Source organism: Neotabrizicola shimadae (assembly GCF_019623905.1).
GTDB lineage: Bacteria > Pseudomonadota > Alphaproteobacteria > Rhodobacterales > Rhodobacteraceae > Neotabrizicola > Neotabrizicola shimadae.
In genome coordinates, this window is record NZ_CP069370.1 from 3814079 (window position 1) to 3835957 (window position 21879).

19 protein-coding genes are annotated in these 21879 nt (G+C 69.4%); 9 read left to right on the forward strand and 10 right to left on the reverse strand.

Going from position 1 to position 21879, the window contains the following annotated elements; genetic code table 11:
* The first annotated feature begins 60 nt into the window (after positions 1-60).
* Complete coding sequence (locus JO391_RS18490) at positions 61-2226, forward strand: calcium-binding protein (RefSeq protein ID WP_220661876.1); 2166 nt, start codon at positions 61-63, stop codon at positions 2224-2226.
* A gap of 117 nt (positions 2227-2343) precedes the next feature.
* On the opposite strand, the gene pip is transcribed toward JO391_RS18490, so the two are convergent.
* Entirely contained in the window at positions 2344-3315 is a 972-nt protein-coding gene (pip, locus tag JO391_RS18495) for a prolyl aminopeptidase (protein ID WP_220661877.1), read from the reverse strand.
* Between the two features lie 61 nt (positions 3316-3376).
* On the opposite strand from pip, the gene ubiG reads away from it, so the two are divergent.
* From ubiG to JO391_RS18510, 3 genes are all read left to right on the forward strand, one after another.
* Positions 3377-4144, forward strand: a complete 768-nt coding sequence (gene ubiG, locus JO391_RS18500; RefSeq protein ID WP_375155675.1) for a bifunctional 2-polyprenyl-6-hydroxyphenol methylase/3-demethylubiquinol 3-O-methyltransferase UbiG — start codon at positions 3377-3379, stop codon at positions 4142-4144.
* Positions 4145-4205: 61 nt separating this feature from the next.
* Entirely contained in the window at positions 4206-5519 is a 1314-nt protein-coding gene (locus JO391_RS18505) for a vanadium-dependent haloperoxidase (protein WP_220661878.1), read from the forward strand.
* Positions 5519-7087, forward strand: coding sequence for a CRTAC1 family protein (locus tag JO391_RS18510; protein ID WP_220661879.1), 1569 nt, complete (start codon positions 5519-5521; stop codon positions 7085-7087). Before JO391_RS18505 ends, JO391_RS18510 begins: the two co-directional genes overlap by 1 nt.
* 255 nt (positions 7088-7342) lie before the next feature.
* Here the strand turns inward: JO391_RS18510 and JO391_RS18515 are convergent, their stop codons facing one another.
* A complete protein-coding gene (locus tag JO391_RS18515; protein WP_220661880.1) occupies positions 7343-8530 on the reverse strand; it encodes a glycosyltransferase family 2 protein in 1188 nt (395 codons plus the stop codon).
* Between the two features lie 219 nt (positions 8531-8749).
* On the opposite strand from JO391_RS18515, the gene JO391_RS18520 reads away from it, so the two are divergent.
* Genes JO391_RS18520 through JO391_RS18530 form a run of 3 tightly spaced genes read left to right on the forward strand, consistent with a single transcriptional unit; the run spans position 8750 to position 11335 of the window.
* The gene (locus JO391_RS18520; protein ID WP_220661881.1) at positions 8750-10561 is read left to right on the forward strand and encodes a hypothetical protein; all 1812 of its coding nucleotides are present in this window, start codon (positions 8750-8752) and stop codon (positions 10559-10561) included.
* Positions 10561-10944, forward strand: a complete 384-nt coding sequence (locus JO391_RS18525; protein WP_220661882.1) for a GtrA family protein — start codon at positions 10561-10563, stop codon at positions 10942-10944. Before JO391_RS18520 ends, JO391_RS18525 begins: the two co-directional genes overlap by 1 nt.
* 49 nt (positions 10945-10993) lie before the next feature.
* Complete coding sequence (locus JO391_RS18530; RefSeq protein ID WP_220661883.1) at positions 10994-11335, forward strand: DUF8846 family protein; 342 nt, start codon at positions 10994-10996, stop codon at positions 11333-11335.
* Here the strand turns inward: JO391_RS18530 and JO391_RS18535 are convergent.
* The 3 genes from JO391_RS18535 to mnmC2 are packed head-to-tail and all read right to left on the reverse strand — an operon-like array spanning position 11326 to position 13774.
* Positions 11326-12210, reverse strand: a complete 885-nt coding sequence (locus JO391_RS18535) for a DMT family transporter (protein WP_220661884.1) — start codon at positions 12208-12210, stop codon at positions 11326-11328. The genes JO391_RS18530 and JO391_RS18535 overlap by 10 nt on opposite strands.
* The gene (locus JO391_RS18540; protein ID WP_220661885.1) at positions 12207-13103 is read right to left on the reverse strand and encodes a DMT family transporter; all 897 of its coding nucleotides are present in this window, start codon (positions 13101-13103) and stop codon (positions 12207-12209) included. The genes JO391_RS18535 and JO391_RS18540 overlap by 4 nt, the downstream gene beginning before the upstream one ends.
* Positions 13100-13774, reverse strand: a complete 675-nt coding sequence (mnmC2, locus tag JO391_RS18545; RefSeq protein WP_220661886.1) for a tRNA (5-methylaminomethyl-2-thiouridine)(34)-methyltransferase MnmC2 — start codon at positions 13772-13774, stop codon at positions 13100-13102. The genes JO391_RS18540 and mnmC2 overlap by 4 nt, the downstream gene beginning before the upstream one ends.
* Before the next feature lie 50 nt (positions 13775-13824).
* Between mnmC2 and JO391_RS18550 the strand changes: the two genes are divergently transcribed.
* Positions 13825-14862: an NAD(P)/FAD-dependent oxidoreductase gene (locus JO391_RS18550; RefSeq protein ID WP_220661887.1), complete on the forward strand. Its 1038-nt coding sequence runs from the start codon at positions 13825-13827 to the stop codon at positions 14860-14862.
* A gap of 81 nt (positions 14863-14943) precedes the next feature.
* On the opposite strand, the gene JO391_RS18555 is transcribed toward JO391_RS18550, so the two are convergent.
* The 5 genes from JO391_RS18555 to JO391_RS18575 are packed head-to-tail and all read right to left on the reverse strand — an operon-like array spanning position 14944 to position 18220.
* Positions 14944-16269 (reverse strand): ClC family H(+)/Cl(-) exchange transporter, encoded by a 1326-nt coding sequence (locus JO391_RS18555; protein WP_220661888.1) that lies wholly within the window; start codon positions 16267-16269, stop codon positions 14944-14946.
* On the reverse strand, positions 16266-16982 hold the full coding sequence (locus tag JO391_RS18560; protein WP_220661889.1) for an LrgB family protein: 717 nt from the start codon (positions 16980-16982) through the stop codon (positions 16266-16268). Before JO391_RS18560 ends, JO391_RS18555 begins: the two co-directional genes overlap by 4 nt.
* Positions 16975-17328, reverse strand: a complete 354-nt coding sequence (locus tag JO391_RS18565; protein ID WP_220661890.1) for a CidA/LrgA family protein — start codon at positions 17326-17328, stop codon at positions 16975-16977. Before JO391_RS18565 ends, JO391_RS18560 begins: the two co-directional genes overlap by 8 nt.
* Entirely contained in the window at positions 17325-17831 is a 507-nt protein-coding gene (locus JO391_RS18570) for a GNAT family N-acetyltransferase (RefSeq protein WP_220661891.1), read from the reverse strand. The genes JO391_RS18565 and JO391_RS18570 overlap by 4 nt, the downstream gene beginning before the upstream one ends.
* Complete coding sequence (locus JO391_RS18575) at positions 17828-18220, reverse strand: GFA family protein (RefSeq protein ID WP_220661892.1); 393 nt, start codon at positions 18218-18220, stop codon at positions 17828-17830. Before JO391_RS18575 ends, JO391_RS18570 begins: the two co-directional genes overlap by 4 nt.
* Positions 18221-18424: 204 nt before the next feature.
* Here JO391_RS18575 and JO391_RS18580 point away from each other — a divergent pair, with 204 nt between their 5' ends.
* Positions 18425-21874: a chromosome segregation SMC family protein gene (locus JO391_RS18580; protein WP_220661893.1), complete on the forward strand. Its 3450-nt coding sequence runs from the start codon at positions 18425-18427 to the stop codon at positions 21872-21874.
* The last annotated feature ends 5 nt before the right edge of the window (positions 21875-21879 follow it).

Genomic DNA, 21879 nt, shown 5'->3' on the forward strand with positions numbered 1-21879 from the left:
ATTCTGCATGATCGCTTGGCCCGGGATCTTGTCCGGGGGTACAGCTCTGTGGGGGGCAATTTGGCGACTCAAAGCATTACGCTCGACGGCTCGACGTCTTTTTCAGCCTTTGGTGACAATTTCACCTGGGACAACGGTCTCATAAACCGCGTCAGCATAGGTTTCGATACGACGACCGAAAACAACACGCTGAATGCCACGTTCAGCGGGTCGGCGTGGCGCATCCGGCACCTTAGCCTTTACGACAACACGTCGTTCAACTTTAACGTGAATCTGACAGACACCAACGACGGCGTCTCTCGCCAGATTGACCGGCTGCAACTCCCCGATGGCGGCGGCACGGCAACGCTCACCCTCTTCAACTCCAGAGTTCGCTATATCGAGGGCGGCGCCGACGCGAATGTCACTCTGAACCTCGGCAACCAATCCACCCGTCACATCGGCCTCTGGGATGCCGCCCAGACCACGGTGCGCATGGGAAGCGGCAACGTCGATGCCATGTTCCTCGGTTATGGCACGAACAATGTGACCCTCGGCGTCGGCTACATCAATCTGCTGGAATTCTCGGACGGCTCGGTGAACACGATCACCGACAACGGGACGGGCAGCGAAGACTCGAACTTTGGCGCGATCCGCGTCAACGAAGCCACCAACAATTTCACGTTCCGCGCCGGCGGCGATCTGATCAGCCTCGGCCGGTCCACCAGCACGGTGAACCTGCTGGATGGGTACTATGGCGCCATCACCTCGTATTCCGGCACCAACACCATCACCGTCGGCGCCAATGCCGAGGTGCGCAGCATAGGCTTCTCGGGCGGCGTCGATATCGTGACAGTGCGGGGCGGTGTCGATCAGATCCAGCTTGGTGCCAACAACGACACGCTGAACGTACTCGGCTCGGCACAGGCCTATGTCGGTCAGGCGCTTCTGGGCGATGGCAACAACACCATAACCATGACCAGCGGTTCGATCGGCAGCGCCCGCGCCTATGGGGGCAATGACACCGTCACCCTAACCGGCGCCGACATCGGTTCGCTCGACCTCGGGTCGGGAACCAACAGGCTCACCGTCAATGCCGGGGCGCAGGTGGGCGAGTTTAGGGCCGACGGCAACGAAACCGTTACGCTCAACGGGGACGGCCGCATCCTTGTGATCAAGATGGATGGCGGCACCAATGTGCTGAAGTCGGACACCGGCTTCATCGAATCCTTCGTGTCCTACGAGGCGCGCAACACGCTGACCATCGGGTCGGGCGGCATTGGCGAGATTCTCATCATGGGCTCGGCCGCCGCGCAGACCGTCACCGCCTCGGGCTGGGTCGGCTCGCTTCAGGTCTACGCCGGCAGCTTTGCAACGGTCGCGGCGACAACGGTGAAACTGGGCGTAGACGGGGCGGGCTATATCCAGACGTCCAAGGGCAACGACATCATCACCACCGGAACCGGGTCGGTGGATGGCATAAGCACCTTCGACGGCGCCGACCGCGTGACGGTGGGGGCCGGCGGCGTTGCCGCCATCAGCACGGGCATCGGCAACGACACCGTCAACGCCGCGGGCGGGTATGTCGATGTCATCTCGACCGGAGACGGCAACGACTCGGTCACGACGGGGGCTTCGGGTGCCGGCTATGTCTCGCTCGGGGCCGGAAACGACACGGCCGTCCTGTCCGCCTTCACTGCTGCCGACACGATGATTGTCGTGGGCGGGGAAGGAACCGACACGGCCAACATGACGGGCTTCGGCGCCGCGCTGCGCGTCAGCCTGGCGCAACCGGGCCTGATCCAGAATGTCGGTGCGGCGACCGGGGTAACGACGCCGGCCCTCGGCTTCGTGGGCCTGTCCGGCATCGAGAACCTCATCGGCTCCAACTTCGGCGACTGGATCGAAGGCGGGTCGGATGCCAACCTGCTCACCGGCCTTGGCGGCAACGACACGATCTCGGGGCTGGATGGCAATGACAGCCTTCTGGGCGGGCGCGGCAACGACTCGCTGACCGGCGGCGCCGGCGTCGACCGCTTCGTCTTCGTCACCGGCGACGGTACCGACCGCGTGGCCGATTTCACGGTGGGCCAGGACCGGGTGGAACTGCGGGAAGCCAATGCGCTGGCCGATCTGACCTTCACCCAGGTCGGCGCCGATGTGCGCGTGGTGTTCGGCACCTGGACCGGCATCTTCGAAGACATGCTGGTCGCCGACCTGCGCGTCGCCTCGAACTTCCTGTTCTAGGTCAACGCCTGCCCGGCCTGCGGCAGCGCGGGCCGGGCATTTCTTAAGTCCAAGTTAATGCGGCCTCGCAAGGCATTGATTTCATTGCTATGAGCCAAGCGTCCGAGCTCGGACGCCTCAGGCGCCCCGCAGGCCGTCCATGGTCTGGACCAGGGCCTCGCTGATGCCCGGCTCCGACAGGGCATGGCCGGCCAGGGTGATGAACTTCAGGCTCGCCCGCGGCCACCCCTGCGCCAGCCGCCAGGCCGAGACCGGCGGGCAGATCAGGTCGTACCGCCCCTGGACGATGGCCGCCGGGATATGCTCGATCCGCCCCCGGTTCTTCAGGATCCAGCCGTCCTCCTTCAGGAACCCCCCGTTCAGGAAGTAATGGTTCTCCAGCCGGGCAAAGGCGCGGGCATAATCCGCCGGGCTCTCGCCCCCGAACCCGTCATGATGGACCGAGGCCAGGGCATTCTCCCAGTTGGCCCAGACCCGGCCAAACCGGGCCTCCTCCATCAGGTTCCCCGAGAAGAGCCGCCGGTGATAGGCCGCGATCAGGTCGCCCCGCTCGCCCTCGGGCACCGCGCCCTCGAACCGCGCCCAGAGGTCCGGATAGAACGCCCCCGCGCCCCCGCCATAGAACCAGTCCAGCTCGGCCTTCGTCATCAGGAAGACCCCGCGCAGCACCAGCTGCGCCACCCGGTCGGGATGACTGATCGCATAGATCAGCGCCAGCGTCGCCCCCCAGCTTCCCCCGAAGCAGATCCAGCGGTCGATCCCGAACAGGCTCCGGATCGCCTCGATGTCCCGCACCAGGTGCCAGGTCGTGTTGGCCTCCACCTCCGCATGGGGCCGCGACCGCCCGCAGCCGCGCTGGTCGAACAGCACCACCCGATAGACCGAAGGATCGAAGTACCGCCGCATCGCCGGGCTGCACCCGCCGCCCGGCCCGCCGTGCAGCACCAGCACGGGGATGCCAGAGGGGTTGCCGACCTGTTCGACATAGACCCTGTGCCCGTCGCCCACCTCGACCATCCGCTGGTCGAAGGGGTCGATCGGCGGGTAAAGGAACTCGACTGCGCGCTTTTGGCCTGATCTGTGATCCATCACGGTCCTATATAGCGAACAAAGCCTGCGCCGACAGGGCCGGAGTTTCAAGGAGTACCACATGTCCGCGACCATGGAATCGACCGGAGCCGCCACCGGAACCATCGACCCGGCCGAAGTGTCGAAGTTCGAGGCGATGGCGGCCGAGTGGTGGAACCCGAACGGCAAGTTCAAGCCGCTGCACATGCTGAACCCCTGCCGGCTGGATTACATCACCACTCAGATCGCGCTGGAGTTCGACCGCGACCTGCGCGTGCCCCGCCCGTTCCAGGGTCTGCGGCTTCTGGACATCGGCTGCGGCGGCGGCCTCTTGTCCGAACCCATGGCCCGCCTGGGAGCCGAAGTGGTGGGCGCCGACGCCGCCGCCCGCAACATCCCCGTGGCCCGGCTTCACGCCGAACAGTCTGGCCTGACCATCGACTACCGCCACACCGCCGCCGAGGATCTTGTGGCGGCAGGAGAGCGGTTCGACGTGGTCCTGAACATGGAGGTGGTGGAGCATGTCTCGGACCCGCTCACCTATCTGACGGCCTGCCATGACCTGCTGAAGCCGGGCGGCCTCATGATCTGCTCGACCCTGAACCGCAACGCGAAGAGCTTTGGCATGGCGATCATCGGCGCCGAATGGGTGATGCGCTGGCTGCCAAAGGGCACGCATGACTGGTCCAAGTTCATTACCCCTGACGAGCTTTACGACCTGTTGCGTCGTGCCGGGATGGAGCCCGTGGACCGCAAGGGCATGGTCTTCAATCCGCTGAGTTGGACCTGGAGCCTGTCGCCACGGGACCTTTCGGTGAACTACGTCACCGCTAGCCGCCGCCCCGCCTGATCGCGCCCTTGCCCGCGCGGCGCTGCCCGTGCTTATCTTCCGCCGCTGTTCCGGGGAGGGGATGATGCACCTGACACGCCGCGCTGCCTTGGCGCTATTTGCCGGATTGCCTGCGCTGTCCACTGTGCTGTCCGCACAGGAGGCTCCGCCGCCGGTGCTGCGCGACTGGTATCGTCTGATCCTGGAACTGGTGCGCCATACCGCGACCTATTCTCCGCCGGTGGCGAGCCGCGCCTTCGCCTATGTCGGCGTGACCGCCTTCGAGGCGGTGGCGGGCGGCGATCCTGCGCTGAACTCGCTGGCCGGCCAGTTGAACGGCCTGACGCCGCTGCCCGCCCGTGATCCGGCCCTGGCCTATGACGAGGCCCTGGTGTTGAATGCCGCCCTGGAAGCGGCGGTGCTTTCCTTCTTTGGCAACACCGGCCCTTCCGGCCAGCAGGCCATGACGCGGATGGCCGAGCGCAAGCGGCAGCGTCTGTCCGAAGGCAAGGACACCGGGCTTGTCGCCCGCAGCGTGACTCAGGGCAAGGCGGTGTCCGACCACATTCTGGCCTGGTCGCAATCGGATGGCGGCGCCGTCGTCGAGAACATGGGATTTCCCTACGAATACACTCCTCAGAAGGGGCCGCAGTACTGGGTGCCAACCAGCACCATCCGCCAGCAGCAGGCTCCGCTGCTGCCGAACTGGGGGAACAACCGCACCTTCGCCATGCCGAACGGCGCCACGTGCGCGCTGACCGCCCCGCCCGAATACAGCGAAGATCCCGGCTCGGATTTCTATGCCGAGGCGATGGAAGTCTACGAAACCGTGAAATCCGTCACGCCGGAACAGAAGGCCATCGCGCGGTTCTGGTCCGATGACCCGATGCTTTCGCCCACGCCGCCCGGACACTGGGTGTCGATCGCTTGCCAGATTCTCGAAGCCCAGGGTCAGCCAGAATCGCGCTGTGCCGAGGTTCTGGCCTTGCTTGGCATTGCGGTTGCCGATGGCTTCATCGGCTGCTGGCAGGCCAAGTACGAATACGATCTTGTCCGTCCGGTGACCTATATCAAGCGGGTGATCGACCCGAACTGGGAGCCCTTGCTGATCACCCCACCCTTTCCTGAATATCCAAGCGGCCACAGCACGCAGTCGGGTGCCGCGGCCGAGATCCTGACGGCGGTGTTCGGCCCCGGCTTTGCCTTCTCGGATGAGACGCATGTCGATGATGGCATCCCGGCGCGCGACTTCCCCGATTTCTGGGCGGCGGCGGACGAGGCGGCAATGTCCCGCCTTTACGGTGGCATTCACTACCGTGCCGCCATCGAACGTGGTCTGGAGCAGGGGCGCTGCATCGGCGCTTACACGGCCGCCTTGAAGACCCGGGTAGCGTGATGCGGGGGATCTTTGCCGCTGTAGCGCTGGCTGCCACGCCTGCGCTGGCCGAAGGGCCGGTTGTGCCGCGCTTCGTGGAGGAAACCGCCAGTTCGGGGCTGGACTCGGTCTACGACGGTGAGTGGGAGTACATGGTCGGCGGCGGTGTTGCGGCCTTCGACTGTTCGGGCGACGGGTTGCCGGAGCTGTTCACGGCAGGCGGGGCGGCGAAGGCCGCTCTGTTCCTGAACCGCAGCGAAAAGGGCGGTGCCTTGCGGTTCGAGAAGGCCGAGGCGGGTGTCGAGACCGAGGGGGCAACCGGGGCCTATCCTCTGGATGTCGACGGTGACGGGATCACGGACCTTGCCATCCTGCGGGTGGGCGAGAACCTTTTGATGCGGGGGCTTGGCGATTGCCGGTTCGAGCGGGCGAACGAGGCCTGGGGCTTCGACGGCGGCGATGCCTGGCACACGGCCTTTTCGGCGACCTGGGAGACGGGTGCGGACTGGCCCACGCTGGCCGTAGGCACCTACATCGACCGGACCCAGGAAGACTTTCCCTGGGGCAACTGCACGACCAACTGGCTGATCCGGCCGGAGCCGGGGGCAAGGCGCTTTGCGGCGGGCGAGGCGCTGGAGCCGGGGTTCTGCGCGCTGTCCATGCTCTTCACCGACTGGAACCGGTCGGGGGCGCAGGCGCTGCGGGTGACCAATGACCGGGAGTATTACAAGGGCGGGCAGGAGCAGCTGTGGGAGGTGCTGCCGGGCGCGCCAGCGCGGCTGTTCACCGAGGCGGATGGCTGGGCGCGGCTGAGGGTCTGGGGGATGGGCATCGCTTCGGCGGACCTGGATGGCGATACCTACCCCGAGTATTTCCTGACCTCGATGGCCGACAGCAAGCTGCAGGTGCTGAAGGCAGGGCCGGGCAAGCCCGCCTATGCCGACGTGGCCTTCAAGCGGGGGGTGACAGCGCACCGGCCCTATACGGGCGGCGACCTGCGTCCCTCGACCGGGTGGCACGCCCAGTTCGAGGACGTGAACAACGATTGCCGGGCGGATCTGTTCGTGGCCAAGGGGAATGTCTGGGAGATGCCGGACTTTGCCGAGAAGGACCCGAACAACCTGCTTCTCCAGCGGGAGGATGGGAGTTTCGAGGAGGCCGGTGACCGGGCCGGGGTGGCAAGCCTGCTGACCGGGCGCGGCGGGGCCGTGGTGGACCTGAACGCCGACGGGGCGCTGGACCTGGTGGTGGTGAACCGCTTTGCCCCGGCCCAGGTCTGGCGGAACATGGGCGAGGGGCTGGGGCATTGGGTGGCCTTGAAGCCGCTGATGCCGGGGGCCAACCGGGATGCCATCGGGGGCTGGATCGAGGTCAGGGCCGGGGAGATGGTGACCCGGCGGGAGCTGACCGTGGGGGGCGGCCATGTCAGCGGGCAGCTGGTGCCCTGGCATTTCGGGCTGGCGGACCATGAGGAGGCCGAGGTCCGGGTGATCTGGCCGGACGGGACCGAGGGGCCCTGGCAGAAGGTGGCGGCCGATGGGGTCTGGGTCCTGAGCCCCGGTGCGGAGCCTGTGGCCTGGGTGCCGTGAGCGTCCGAGCTCGGACGCTACCTTCGACATAATGAAATCAATGGGTTGCCGGCGCGGATTAACTTGGACTTAAGGATTGTCCGGGGGAATGCCACGGTCGCATGGGTTTGTGAGCCTGGGTGAACCCCTGCCTACGGTGGTCGCGTGCTTTGGCAGTTGTGGCCGATAGGCGCCGCGCAAGTGACAAGGCCCCGGCTGGTGCCGGGGCCAGGGGGGGAAGGCCGAGGCCCCGGCCTGCGCCGGGGCGTGGGGGGGTCAGGCCTGCGCCGCGACCGGGCTGGCCTGGGGTGCGGCGGGTTGGGGGACGCGCTGGTTCAGGAGGCCCCAGAGGAAGCCGTTGGTGACCGACTGCACGCCGAGCGTGGCGAGGACCACGGCGAGGGCGGCGGGGCGGGCGATGGTGCCGGGATCGAGGTCGCCGAAGCCGGCCCGCGCCCAGGCGGTGACGGCGGCCAGCGCCACGGTGACACCGAGGATCAGGAAGGCAGCGCCGTAGCGGCAGGCGACATCTACCGTAAGCCAGTTGCGGAGACGTTCAAACCGGGCCGAGGTCGGCAGAAGCTCGAACCGGACGGCGAAGAGCCGGGCGAGGACGTGGAACCAGACAAGCTGGAAGCCGGTCAGCACCAGGGCCGAGGCGAGGATGAGCGAGGCCGTGTCGAAGCGCGCGCCGAACAGCGTGACCGGGCCGGCCAGAAGGGCGACGAAGGCGGCGAGGCCCGTGCCCAGAAGGGCAAGACCGGGGAAGAGGAACAGCGAGAAGGGCGCGAAGGTCAGCAGGAGCTTCAGGTGGCGCCAGCCGTCGCGCCAGCTTTTCAGGTGCGGCGGGCGCGAGCGGCCATCCTTGGACAGGGTGGTCGGCACTTCCTCGATCCGCAGGCCCGAGAGGGTGGAGCGGATCACCATTTCCGAGGCGAATTCCATGCCGGGCGTGTCGAGCCGCAGGTTAAGGATCGCGGCGCGGTTGAAGCCGCGCAGGCCACAGTGAAAATCGCGCACCGGGGTGCGGTAGAGCACGCGGCCGATGGTCGAGAGCACCGGGTTGCCGAGATAGCGGTGCAGCACCGGCATGGCGCCGGGGGCGATGCCGCCAGCGAAGCGGTTGCCCATCACCAGGTCTGCGCCGTCGCGCAGGCGTTCAACGAAGGCATCGAGCCGGGAGAAATCATAGCTGTCGTCGCTGTCGCCCATGATGACATAGCGGCCTTCGGCGGCAGCGATGCCGGCGCCGAGCGCCGCGCCATAGCCCTTGCGCGGCACGGGCACCACGCGGGCGCCCAGGCTTTCGGCGATGGCCTGGCTGCCATCGGTGGAGCCGTTGTCGGCGATCAGCACTTCACCGTCGATGCCGGTGCGCGACAGGAAACCCTGCGCCTTGGTGATGCAGGCCGCCAGCGTTTCCGCCTCGTTCAGGCACGGCATCAGGATGGTGAGTTCTTTCATGGCTTGCCCCAAACCCGGAATTGTTTCGGAACATGGGCGTTCCGTTGAGGCGAACTTCGCCGCCGGATGCGGCAGATCTGGGGCATGTCTTGTGTCTTTTGGTGGCCGAGCCGCCGCGGAATCCCCGGTTTTGCACGCGGCCCGCCATGATTCTGCCCCGTCTTTAGCGTTTCCATTCTGGCAATTGTTCTTCGCAATCCGGGATACGGTGGACGCGACGTGGAAGACGACCTTCTGAAACCGGGCGCGCGCTGGCGCTTCATGCCCCTGGCGATTCTGATGATCGCCCTCATCCTTGTGGCACGGGCCTTTTCGCGCCTGGGCACGGTCATGGACAGTTTCGTCCGTGGCGACAATGACGACATCATGCGGCTGATGGAGGTGCGCGACTGGCTGGCCGGGCAGGGCTGGTTCGACATGCAGCAATACCGCATCCTGCCGCCCGAGGGCGTGCCGATGCACTGGTCGCGCTATGTCGACGCCGGATTGGGGGGGCTGCTGCGGGGGCTGGAACTGGTGTTCCCGCCGGATCTGGCCGAGCGGCTGATGCTGGTGCTTTGGCCGACGCTGTTGCTGGCGATCCTGCTGCTGATCGTCGGGCGCGGGACCTGGCGGGTGCTGGGGCCGGTGGCCTCGGTTCTGGCGATGATGCTGGTCTTGCTGTGGAATCCGGTGGCCGACATCACCTTCAAGATCGGCCGGATCGACCATCACAACGTGCAGATCCTGATGATCTCGGCGATGGCCTTCGCGATGATCTGGCCGGGGCGGCCCGTGGTGCGCGGGGCGATCGCCGGGGCGGCGGTGGCCGGGTCGATGGCCGTGGGGCTGGAGGCGCTGCCGCTGTTCCTGGTGATCTGGGTGATGCTGGGGCTGCGCGCGGCCTTCGACAAGCCGGGCGCGCGGGTGTTCCTTGCGGCCTTCGGCGGGGCGATGCTGGTGCTGGCGCCGCTGCTGATGGCGGGGCAGACGGCGCCTTCGGAATGGCTGGCGCCCTATTGCGACGAGCTGGCGACGCCGGCGCTTGCGCTGGTAGCGGCGGGGGCGGCAGCGTCGATGGTGCCCGTGCTGGTGGGGAACCGGCTTTCGGCCCTGCCGATGGCCAGGGTGATGCTGGCGGTGGCTCTTGCGGGCTGCGCGATGGCGGCGCCCTTGCTGGTGCCCTGCCTTTCGGGCCCCTATGCGGCCCTGCCGGCCGAGGTGCAGCGGGCGATTTCGACCCAGATCACCGAGGCGCAGCCGGGGCTTCTTTACCTGGAGGGGCGCCCCTTCGGATATGCCATCATCATGGTTCCGGCCGTGGTGGCGGTGGCGGGCGCGGCGATCCTGCGCTGGACCGACCGGGACCGGCTGAGCGCGGCACAGCGCGATACGCTGGACCAGATGCTTGTGCTGGGCGCGATCGGGGTGCTGGCGACCTTTTCGCAGATCCGCATGATCCACATGTCGGTGCCAGCGGTTGCCTTCCTGGGCGGCTTCGTGCTGTCGCGGCTGGCGGTGGGCTGGTACCGCGGACGCAGCGGCCGGGCGGCTCTGGCCATGGTGGCGGCAATGGCGGCGACGCTGTTCATCCAGCCGGTCGCCACGGGCGTGACCGCGGTGCCCAAGCTGTTCAGCGCCGAGGCGGCGACGGGCGATCCCGCGGCCTGGGACAATGGCTGCCGCGATGCGGCGAGCCTTGCGGAGCTGGAGGCGTTGCCGCCCTCGACCGTGCTGACGACGAGCAACATGGCGGTGCCGCTGATCCTGCTGACGCAGCACAACGGCGCGACGGCCCCCTATCACCGGTCGGCCATGGGGTTCTGGAACGAGTTCTTCCCCTATCGCAGCGCCGAGAACCTGAAGAAGACGGTGCGGGACGCGGATGTGGATTACGTGGTGGTGTGCCGCGGTTCGACCTATGGCGCCTCGCTGGTGATGGCGCATGAGCTGCTGGAGGGCCGGGCGCCGGACTGGCTGGTGCCGGTGCTGCCCGAGACGCAGGCGCTGGCGGTGTTTCGGGTGGACCGTGCCGCGATGGGGGATGGCTGATGGCGTCGTTCCTGCGGTTCCTGGTGGTGGGCGGGCTGTTCAGCCTGATCTTTTCGGCCTGCAGTGCGGCGCTGATCTCCTTGGCTGGTACGCCGCCCGTGGCGACGGCGGTGGTGGTCTGGCTGGCCTGCATCCCGCCGGCCTTCTATTGCCAGCGCCGTTTCGCCTTTGGCGTGGAGCGCACGCGGCGCATGGCGTTTCCGCTTTATGCCGCAACGCAGGGGGCGAGCCTGGCGCTGGTGTCCGGGGCGTCCGCTCTGTTCGTGACGCGGGAGTTCTGGGCGGATACCGGGGTGTATCTGCTGGCCTCGGCCGCGGCGGCGGTGATGAGTTTCCTGATCGGGCGCTTCGTCACCTTCGCCCCGCCCGCACCCGCCGGTTGACAGCGGCTGGGGGCGCGGGCAGACCGGCCGGGGTGGCGGGAGAAGCGGCATGGACGACGAAGGCAAGCCGGTGAAGGCGAAGCGGGCGCAGCAGGTCTATTCGCTGCTGGTTGAAGTGGGGCGCAAGGACGGCGACGGGCTGCCCGAGGGCGCCACGGGCGCGGGCCTTCTGTGCTATGCCAGCGGCGTGGACGAGGCCGAGGCGGTGCGCGAGACGGTGGCGATCCTGCGCGAGGCGGATCTGGCGCCGCTGGAGGTGGAAGGGCTGGGGACGCTGGAAGAGCGGCTGAAGGCCGGGGAAGAGATCGACGAGGAGGAACAGGCGCTGATGGCGCGGGCGCTGGCCGAGAATTCGGTCATCGTGGCGCAGATGACGCCGTTCTACGACTGACGCGCGGCGCGGGCGCGGACTTGCGCGCGCCACAGGGTAAAGAGGCCCGCGGCCACCACGAGGCCCGCGCCGATGGCGACGTTGGGGCGCAGAACCTCGCTGAACAGCGTCAGGCCGATGGCCGAGGCAAAGACGAGCTGCAGGTAGGCGAAGGGCTGGACGGCGCTGGCTTCGGCCACGGCATAGGCCTTGATCAGGAGCCAGTGGCCCAGAACGCCCATCAGGCAGAGCGCGGCCATCCAGCCCCAGTCGGGCGCGGTCATGGGTTCCCAGTGCGTCAGGCCTAAGGGCGTGATGAGCACGGCGCCGATGATGCCTGTCCAGAAGAAGCTGACCGAGGCGGCGTCGCGCCGGGCCACGAAGCGGGTGAGCAGGCCGTAGACGGCGAAGAGCAGTGCGGCGGCGAAGGGCACCAGCGCCCAGGGCGAGAACACGCCCGAATCGGGTTGCAGGATGATGATCACGCCGAGGAAGCCCACGAGGATCGCGCTCCACCGCCGCCAGCCGACCTTTTCGCCCAGGATCGGACCGGAAAGGGCCGCGATGAGCAGGGGATAGCAGGCAAAGACCGCGTGGCTTTCGATCAGGCCGAGCCTGGTGAAGGACAGGATCAGCACGCAGATTTCGGCGATGAGGATCGCGCCGCGCGCCAGTTGCAACCAGGGAAAGGCCGAGCGGACCGAGTGCCTGAGCCCGCCGGGCTGGCGCATGGCCAGCGTGGTGACGAAGGCGGCGAAGAACCAGTAGCGGATCATCACCACCATGAAGACGTTGTAGGTGCCCGCCAGGTGACGTGACACGCCGTCCTGCGCGGCGAAGACCGCCGTGGTGGCGATCATCAGCCAGATGCCGAGACGGGTGTTCTGCTGGGTCATGGGCGCTTGCGTTCCAGCGACAGGGCGTAAAGACCCGCCGCGACCACGATGGCCGTGCCGATGGCCACGGGCAAGGCAAGGTGTTCGCCATAGATGGTGATGCCGATGATCGTGACGAAAACGATCTGGAGATAGGCGTAGGGCTGGACCCGGGCCGCCTCGGTTGCCTGGTAGCATTTGAGAAGCAGCCAGTGCGACAGGATCGACAGGGCCGAATAGATGGCGAGGAACACGGTGTCCTGCGGCGACAGCGGCTGCCAGTGCGGCAGGCCGATCACCGTCATGATGACTGCGCCGATCACGCCGGGCCAGAAGAAGGCGGGGAAGGTCGGCTCGTCCCGCGTGGTGAGCCGAGTGAGCACCGAGTAGAGCGCGAACATAAGGGCCGAGGCGAAGGGCAAGAGCGCCGGCCAGGAAAACACCCCCGCGCCGGGGCGCAGGATCACCAGCACCCCGGCCATGCCGGCGGCGACGGCCGCCCATCTTTGCCAGACGATGCGCTCGCCCAGGATCGGGCCGGAGAGCGCGACGATCAGCAGGGGGCAGATGGCGAAGACCGCATGGCTTTCGATCAGGCCGATCAGCGTATAGCCCCAGATGATGATGCAGATCTCGGCCACCAGGAGGAGCGCGCGCAGCACATGCGCGGGCAGGCGGCGCGAGCGGATGGCGGGCACGAAGCCCTCGGGCCGGCGCAGCGCCAGGAGGATCACGAAACCGGCGAAGGCCCAGTAGCGGACCATCACCACCATGAGCGTGTTGTAACTGCCCGCCAGGTGGCGCGAGAAGCCGTCCTGCGCGGCGAAGGTCGCGACGGCGGCGATCATGAGCCAGATGCCAAGCCGGGAATTGCGGCTTTGCGATACGGGCAGGGGCGCGGCCGAGGTGGTCATGTCAGCGTTCCGGTGGTCATGTGGCGCTTGCGCCCGAAGCCGGGCTGGCGGGTGACGGCGAAGCCCGATGCCGCCAGCGCGCGGCGGACATGGCCGGCGGCGGTGTAGGTGGCGAAGGTGCCGCCGGGGGCGGTGTGGGCGGCGACCTGGGCCATCAGGGCATCGGACCAGAGGTCGGGGTTCTTGGCCGGGGCGAAGCCGTCCAGATACCAGGCATCGGCGCGGCCCGCCCAGGCGGGCAGGGTTTCGCGCGCATCGCCCAGGATGATTTCGGCTTCGATGCCCGGCAGGGACAGGCGGGTTTCGCCCCGGCTCCACTGGTCGAGGAAGGGGGCGGCCACGGCTTCGGCCTCGGGGAAGGCGGCCAGCGCGCGGGCGATGTCGGCGGCGGGAAGGGGGAAGGCCTCGAACGAGGTGTAGCGGATCGTGCCGGGCGCCGGGCTGGCGGCGCGGGAGATGAGGGTGGCCATCAGGTTGAGGCCGGTGCCGAACCCAAGTTCGGCGATGTGGAAGCTGTCGCGGAAGCGGGCGGGCAGGTGGTTGCCGGCAAGGAAGACGTGGCGCGTCTCGTCCAGGCCGCCGGCCAGCGAGAAATAGGGGTCGTCGAACCGGGTCGAGACGGGGATGGTTCCGTCGCGCCAGGTCAGAGCGGTCTGGTCGGGTGTGGACATCTGGCCTAAGCCGAGGGGGAGCGGGCGACGTATGGGCAAGGGGGCCGGGAATGGCAAGAGTGGATGTCACGGTGCGGGGCGGCGGCATCTTCGGGCTGTCGGTCGCCTGGGCCTGCCTGCGGCGCGGGGCGCGGGTTCGGCTGGTCGAGACCGCGCGGATCGGGGCGGGGGCGAGCGGTGGGGTGGTGGGGGCGCTGTCGCCCTTTGCGCCCGGCCGGTGGGACGAGGTGAAGGCGTTCCAGCTGGAGGCGCTGGAGCAGGCGCCGGCCTGGTGGAGCGAGGTGGCGGCGGTGTCTGGGCTGGCCACGGGCTATGGCCGGGTGGGGCGGCTGCAACCCTTGGCCGACGAGGCCGCTTTGGCGGCGGCGCGGGTGGCGGGCGAGGCGGCGGAGCGGCACTGGGGGCCGGGGATGTGGCGGCTGGTGCCGGCGACGGGGGCGGCCTGGGAGCCTGCCAGTGCTTCGGGCTGGCTGGTGGAGGACCGGCTGTCGGCCCGGCTGCACCCGCGGCTGGCGGGGGCGGCGCTGGCGGGGGCCCTTCAGGCGATGGGGGGCGAGTTGGTGCTGGGCGAGGCGGAGGATGAGGGCGCGGTGGTCTGGGCCACGGGGGCGGCTGGGCTGGCGGCGCTGTCGGCCGACCTGGGGCGCGAGGTGGGGCGCGGGGTGAAGGGGCAGGCGGTGCGGCTGGCCTTCGTGGCCGGTGACGGGGCGCCGCAGCTTTACGCGGGCGGGCTGCACCTGGTGGCCCATGTGGACGGGACGGTGGCGGTGGGCTCGACCTCGGAGACCGAATGGGAGGGCGAGGGGCCGGACGCGCTGGCCGAGGGGCTGGTGGCCCGCGCAGTGGCGGCGGTGCCGGCGCTGGCGGGGGCGGCGGTGGCGGAGCGGTGGGCGGGCATCCGGCCCAGGGCGCGGAGCCGGGCGCCGATGCTGGGGGCCTGGCCGGGGCGGCCGGGGCACTGGGTGGCCAACGGGGGGTTCAAGATCGGCTTCGGGGTGGCGCCGCTGGTGGGCGAGGTGATGGCCGAGCTGGTGCTGGAGGGGCGGGACCGGGTGCCCGCGCCACTGCGGGTGGAGGCGTCCTTATAGGCGTCCGAGCTCGGACGCCATTGTGGTGTGGGCAATATCAATGGCTTGCGCGCGCCGATTCAGGTTTCGTTAACCGATGACCTAATCGCGCTTGCGCAGCGGTGCGCCGGCGAGGCGGGCGCCGAGCGCGTTGTAGATGGGTGGGTTGCGCAGCACGGTGGGCAGGATCAGCGCCCCGGCGCAGGCGGCAAGCATGGGCAGGAGCATCGCCACGTTGGCCGTCATCTCGGTCACGATGACGATGGCGGTCAGGGGCGCGCGGACCGAGCCGGCGAAGAAGGCGGCCATGCCGACGACGGCGAAGCCTTCCGGCGTGATGTCCAGGCCGGGCAGCAGGACCGACAGGCCGTGCCCGATCCAGAGGCCGATGAGGGCGCCGAGCGCCAGCATGGGTGCGAGCAGGCCGCCGGGCGTGCCGGCCGAGAAGGAGACGGCCCCGAGGAGGAAGCGGATCGCGATCAGCGCGGGCAGGGCGGCGAGGCCGACGTGGCCGTCGATGGCGGCCTGCGAGAGACTGTCGCCGCCCCCGACCACGGCGGGCAGGAACCAGGCCAGCGCGCCGACGGCGGCACCGATCAGCGCGGCACGGGCGACGGGGGGCAGCGGCAGGCGGGCGGCGATGTCCTGCGTGGCGAGGATGGTCTGGTTGTAGGCGACGGCGATCAGGCCCAGGACCATGCCGAAGGCCAGGTAGATGCCGCTGATGAGCGGCTGGTCGGGCAGGTCAACGGTGATGTTCAGCGCCGGGACGTTGCCGAGCATTAGCCGGCTGACGAGGATCGAGGCGGACGAGGCCATCAGCGCGGCGATGGCGAGGCGGTTTTCGAAGCGGCGGACGAGTTCTTCGAGCACGAAGATCGCCCCGGCGATGGGGGCGTTGAAGGCGGCGGCGAGGCCGGCGCCGGCGCAGGCGGCGGTGAGCAGGCTGCGCTCGACCACGGCGCGGCGGAAGACGAGGGTGGTCAGGTGGGCGATTCCCGCGCCCATCTGGACGCAGGGGCCTTCGCGGCCAAGGGCGAGGCCGCCGCCGATGGCGAGGATGCCGCCGAAGAACTTGACCGGCACGAGGCGCAGGCCTGCGGGGGGCAGGCGGCCATCGACCACGGCCTCGACATGGGGGATGCCGCTGCCGGCGGCGGTCTGGGCGAAGCGCAGGACGAGCCAGGCGGCGAGCGCAGCGCAGGTGGCGGAAAAGGCGGCCATGAGGGCGGGCCCGGCATATGCGGCGGGGCCGTTCAGGTGGACCACGAACCAGGTGAGCAGTGTGTCGCGCAGGGCGCTGGCATGGTGCAGGCCCATGAGGAACAGCGAGACGATGGCGCCGGTGACGGTGCCGCCGAGGCCCGCGAGCAGGGCGAGCGCCGCAAGCGCGCGGGGTGAGTCTTCTGGGCGCTTTGCTTCGGTCACTGGAACACCGGCAGGATCAGCGGGGCGAGGAGGGCGGTTGCCACGGCGTTCAGCACCATGCCAAGGCCCGCGAAGGCGCCGGCGGTCGGGTTCACCTGAAGCGCGCGGGCGGTGCCGATGCCGTGGCTGGTGACGCCAAGCGCAAAGCCGCGGGCGCGCCAGTCGGTCAGGCGCAGGAGGTTCAGGAGCGGCGTGGCGAGGATCGCCCCGGTGATGCCGGTGAGGATGGCCAGAACGGCGGCAAGGGTGGGCGAGCCGCCGATGTGTTCGGCCACGCCGATGGCCACCGGGGCGGTGGCGGATTTCGGGGCGAGCGAGGCCAGCAGGGTGCCGTCGATGCCGAAGGCGCGGGCGAGGCCGAGGGTGACGAGCATCGCGGTCAGCGAGCCGGCCAGAAGCGCCGCGCCCACCGGCAGGATGGCGCGACGTAGCCGGCCGAGGTTGTCATAGAGCGGCAGGGCCAGGCAGACGATGGCGGGGCCGAGCAGGAAGTGAACGAACTGCGCGCCTTCGAAATAGGTGGCATAGGGCGTGCCGGAGAGATGCAGGACGATGCCGAGGATCACCACCGAGATCAGCACCGGGTTGGCGAAGGGCGAGCGGCCCGAGGCGCGGAAGATCGCATCGGCCAGGGCATAGGCGGCCAGCGTGGCAGTGAGCCAGAGAAGCGGGCCGCGGGAGAGATAGCTCCAGATTTCGGTGAATTCACTCATCGCGCGACCCCGAAAGCCGGGCGACAGCGGTGAAGGTCAGTGCGCCGACGGAGATGGCCGCAGCGGTCGAGCCGAGGAAGATCACCACCAGCGCCCCGGCATGGGAGGCGAGCGCGGACAGGTGGCCAATGACGCCCACGCCCGCGGGCACGAAGAGGAGGGCAAGGTTGCCGAGAATGCTTTGGGCGACGGGGCGCACGATGTCGCGCAGGCGGGGGAAGGCCGAAAGGCCGGTGGCGAGCAGGACGAGCCCGATCACCGGGCCGGGGACCGGCATGCCACTGAGGCGGGAGAGGATCTCGCCCGCCATCTGGCAGAGCAGAATGGCCAGGATGGCATGGATCATGTGGGGCCTTCGGAGGGAGCGGTGCTTGGCAATACGGTGCTTGGTGAAACGGCGCGGCGGAAGGTGAGGGAGGTGGGGCGGTCGTGGCCCGGATGCGCCGTGCGGCCGGTTTCCTGGAAGCCGAGGGCGCGGAAGGTGGCGTGGTTTTCCGTGAGCTCGACGCGGGTTTGCAGTTCCAGCATGGGGAGGCCGAGCGCGCGGGCGCGGGTTTCGGCCGTGTCGATCAGCGCGCGGGCAAGGCCCTTGCCGCGATGGCTGCGGGCGACGGCGAGCTTGCCGATGTAGAGCGCGCCGGGCTTTACGGTCAGGAAGACGCAGGCGATGGGTGGCTGGCCGATCACCCAGACCCCGCCCTGTTGCGCCTGGGCGGCGATGTCATCTGGTGTCAGCCGGTGCATCGAGGAGGGCGGGTCGATGCGCCCGTCCATGAAGGCGAAGCTGTCCTGGATGAGTGTCAGGACGGCCGGCCAGTCGAAGGGGGCTTCGGCCCGATACGGCGTCATCTGCGGGGCAGCCCGTCGTTCAGGTGGACCCAGGGCAGCATCTCGGCGGTGTGGACGTGCAGGGTGGGTTCATAGGCTGCGGGGTCGTCGAGGCTGGCGGCGTAAAAATGCGTCTCATTGGGGAACTTGTCGGAGCGATAGGTCATCGGGCTGCCGCAGTGCGGGCAGAAGTCGCGCCAGGTGCCGGGGGAGGAGCTGTAGGTCGCCGGGGCCTCGCCTTCCCAGGTGAAGGTGCCGTCGCGGATGCCGAAAAAGCTGGTGAAGGGCGAGGAGGTGGCGCGGCGGCAGCTTTCGCAATGGCAATGCGCCTGCCAGAGCGGAGCAGACGCGATGCGGTAGCGGATGGCGCCGCAGAGGCAGCGGCCGGTGATGGGCGGGGTCAGGGGCATGGCGCGGTCCTTTTGCGGAAGGAAAGCGCGGCGACGGGGGCGGATCAAGGGGCTTGTCAACGGTGGGCTGGGATGCCCAGGCGGCAGATGCCCAAGATGTTGTGGATAACGCGCGGGCAACGGCCATATGCGGGGCGGGGGCGTTGACTCGGGCCGCCATTGGCCAGACCATGCGGGGTCTGATCCATCCGAGTCGAGGATTCCTTGCGCTTTACCCGGCTGCGCCTGAACGGCTTCAAGAGCTTTGTGGACCCCACGGATCTGATCATCCATGAGGGCCTGACCGGCGTTGTGGGGCCGAACGGCTGTGGCAAGTCGAACCTTCTGGAGGCGCTGCGTTGGGTGATGGGCGAGAACCGGCCCACGGCGATGCGCGGCGGCGGCATGGAGGATGTGATCTTCGCCGGGGCTGCGACGCGCGGCGCGCGGCATTTCGCGGAAGTGGCGCTGGTGATCGACAATGCCGAGCGGCTGGCGCCGCCGGGATTCAACGATGCCGACACGATCGAGATCGTGCGGCGGATCACGCGGGATGCGGGGTCGGCCTACAAGGCGAACCAGAGGGAAGTGCGGGCGCGGGACGTGCAGATGCTGTTCGCCGATGCCTCCACCGGGTCGCACTCGCCCGCGCTGGTGCGGCAGGGGCAGATTTCGGAGCTGATCAACGCCAAGCCCAAGGCGCGGCGGCGGATTCTGGAAGAGGCGGCAGGGATTTCGGGCCTTTATGCGCGGCGGCACGAGGCCGAGCTGAAACTTTCCGGTGCCGAACAGAACCTGACGCGGGTGGATGACGTTCTGGAAGGGCTGGCAGGACAGCTGGCCACCCTGCAGCGGCAGGCGCGGGCGGCGGCGCGGTATCGCGAGATCGGCGAGGAACTGCGCCGGGCCGAGGGGATGCTGCTGTGGCGGCGCTGGCGCGAGGCGGAAGCCGCGCGGGAAGAGGCCGAGCGGCACCTGCGCGAGCGGCTGGTGGCGGCGGGGCAGGCCGAGGCGGCGGCGCGGGCGGCGGGCAAGGCGCGGGAGGAGCGCGAGGCGGTCTTGCCGCGGCTGCGCGAGGAAGAGGCGATTGCGGCAGCGGTCTTGCAGCGGCTGGTCGTGCAGCGGGATCAACTGGGCGAGGCCGAGGCGCGGGCGCAGGAGAAGATTGCCACGCTGCGCGGCCGGATTGCTCAACTGGGCCGCGACATCGAGCGCGAGGCCGGGCTGAACCGCGATGCGGGCGAGACGATCCAGCGGCTGGACTGGGAGATCGAGCAATTGCTGCGCGCCCATGACGGCCACGACGAGCGGCTGGCCGAGGCGGTAGAGGCGGCGCGCGAGGCCGGCGCGGCGCTGGCCGAGCGAGAGGCGCTGATGAGCGAGGCGACCGAGGATGCGGCGCGGCTGGCGGCGCGGCACCAGTCGGCGCAGCGGCTGGTGGCCGAGGTCCGCGTCAGCGTGGAGCGCGCCGAGGGCGAGGCGGCGCGGGCGCGCGAGACGGTCGAGACGGCGGAAGAGGCACTGGAGCGGGCCGGCGAGGCGATGGAAGCCGCGGGCGAGGCGCGCGAGGCGGCGGCGGATCTGGCCGAGCGGGCCGAGTCGGCGCTGGAAGAGGCCGAGGCTGCGCGGGCGGCAACGCAGGGGCGCGAAAGCGAGGCGCGGGCGGCGCGGTCCTCGGCTGAGGGCGAGGCCAATGCTCTGCGCGCCGAGGTGGCGGCCCTGGCGCGGCTGGTGGAGCGGGAATCGGGTGCGGGGCACCAGATGCTGGACCGCCTGACCGTCAGCCCCGGCTGGGAAAAGGCGCTTGGCGCGGCGCTTGGCGACGATCTGCGGGCGGCGGAGGTCACCGAAGGCTCGGGCTGGGTGGCGCTACCGGGGTATACGGCGGTGGAGCCGCTGCCCGAGGGTGTGGAGCCGCTGTCGACGCATGTGACGGCGCCGCCGGCGCTGGCGCGGCGGCTTGCGCTGATCGGCGTGGTCGGGCGCGACCGGGGGGCCGCGTTGCAGGCGGCCCTGCGGCCGGGGCAAAGGCTGGTATCTCGCGAGGGCGACCTGTGGCGGTGGGACGGGTTCCGCGCCGGGGCGGAGGATGCTCCATCCGCGGCGGCGCTGCGCTTGCAGCAGTTGAACCGGCTGGTGCAACTGAAGCGCGATCTGGAGGATGTGGCGGCGCGGGCCGAAGGGGCGCGGCGGGCGCATGAGGCGCTGACCGCCCGGCTGGGGCAGTTGGCCGAGGCCGACCGGATGGCGCGCGAGGCGCGTCGGGCCGCGGATGCGCGCGTGACCGAAGCAGACCGGGCGCTGTCGCGCGCCGAGGCCGACCGCTCGATTGCCGGGGGCAAGCTGGAAGCCGCACGCATGGCGGTGGCGCGGTTCGAGGACGAGGCGGTTTCGGCCCGGGTGCGGCTGGAGCAGGCCGAGGCGGGCATGGCGGAACTGCCGGACCTGGACGCGGCGCGGGGCGCGGTGGAGACGGCGCGCATCGCGGTGGAGGCGGCGCGGATCGCCATGATCTCGCGCCGGTCGGCGCAGGACGAATTGCGGCGCGAGGGCGAGGCGCGGGTGCGGCGCCGGCAGGAGGCGATGAAGGAGCTGTCGGGCTGGAAGCACCGGCTGGAGACGGCGGAGAAGCGGGCCGAGGAACTGGGTCAGCGCCGCGAGGAGGCCGAGGCGGAGCTGGACGAGGCAATGGCCGCGCCGGAAGAGATTGCCATCAAGCGCGAGGAACTGTCCGAGGCGATTGCCGGGGCCGAAGCGCGGCGGGCGAAGGCTCAGGATGCGCTGTCGGCGGCGGAGGGCGCGCTGCGGGCGGCGCAGGAGGCCGAGCGCGAGGCGGAACGGGCCGGGTCCGAGGCGCGGGAGGCCCGGGCACGGGCCGAGGCGCGGGCGGAAGCGGCGCGCGAAGCGGTGGCGGTGACGGCGGAGCGCATCGCCGAGGCGACCGAGATGGCGCCGGCGGATCTGCTGGCGAGCCTGAAGGCCGACCCCGACAAGATGCCGGATGCCGAGGTGCTGGATACCGAGGTGGCGCGGCTGAAGCGGCAGCGTGAGGCGCTTGGCGCTGTGAACCTGCGGGCCGAGGAGGATGCAAAGGCGGTGTCGGAGGAGCACGGCACGCTGGCGCAGGAGAAGGCCGACCTTGAGGAGGCGATCCGCAAGCTGCGTCAGGGCATCGCGGGCCTGAACCGCGAGGGGCGCGAGCGGCTGCTGACGGCCTTTGAACAGGTGAACGCCAATTTCGGCACGCTGTTCACCCATCTGTTCGGCGGGGGCGAGGCGCGGCTGGTGCTGGTGGAATCGGACGATCCGCTGGAGGCAGGGCTGGAGATCATGGCGCAGCCGCCGGGCAAGAAGCTGTCCACGCTGTCGCTTCTGTCCGGGGGCGAGCAGACGCTGACGGCGCTGGCGCTGATCTTTGGCGTGTTCCTGGCCAACCCCGCGCCGATCTGCGTGCTGGACGAGGTGGACGCGCCGCTGGACGACGCCAACGTGACGCGGTTCTGCGACCTGATGGACGAGATGACGCGGCGCACCGAGACGCGGTTCCTGGTGATCACGCACCATGCCGTGACCATGGCGCGGATGGATCGCCTCTTTGGCGTGACCATGGCCGAGCAGGGGGTTAGCCAATTGGTGAGCGTGGACCTGAAGCGGGCCGAGGCGATGGTGGCCTGACCCGG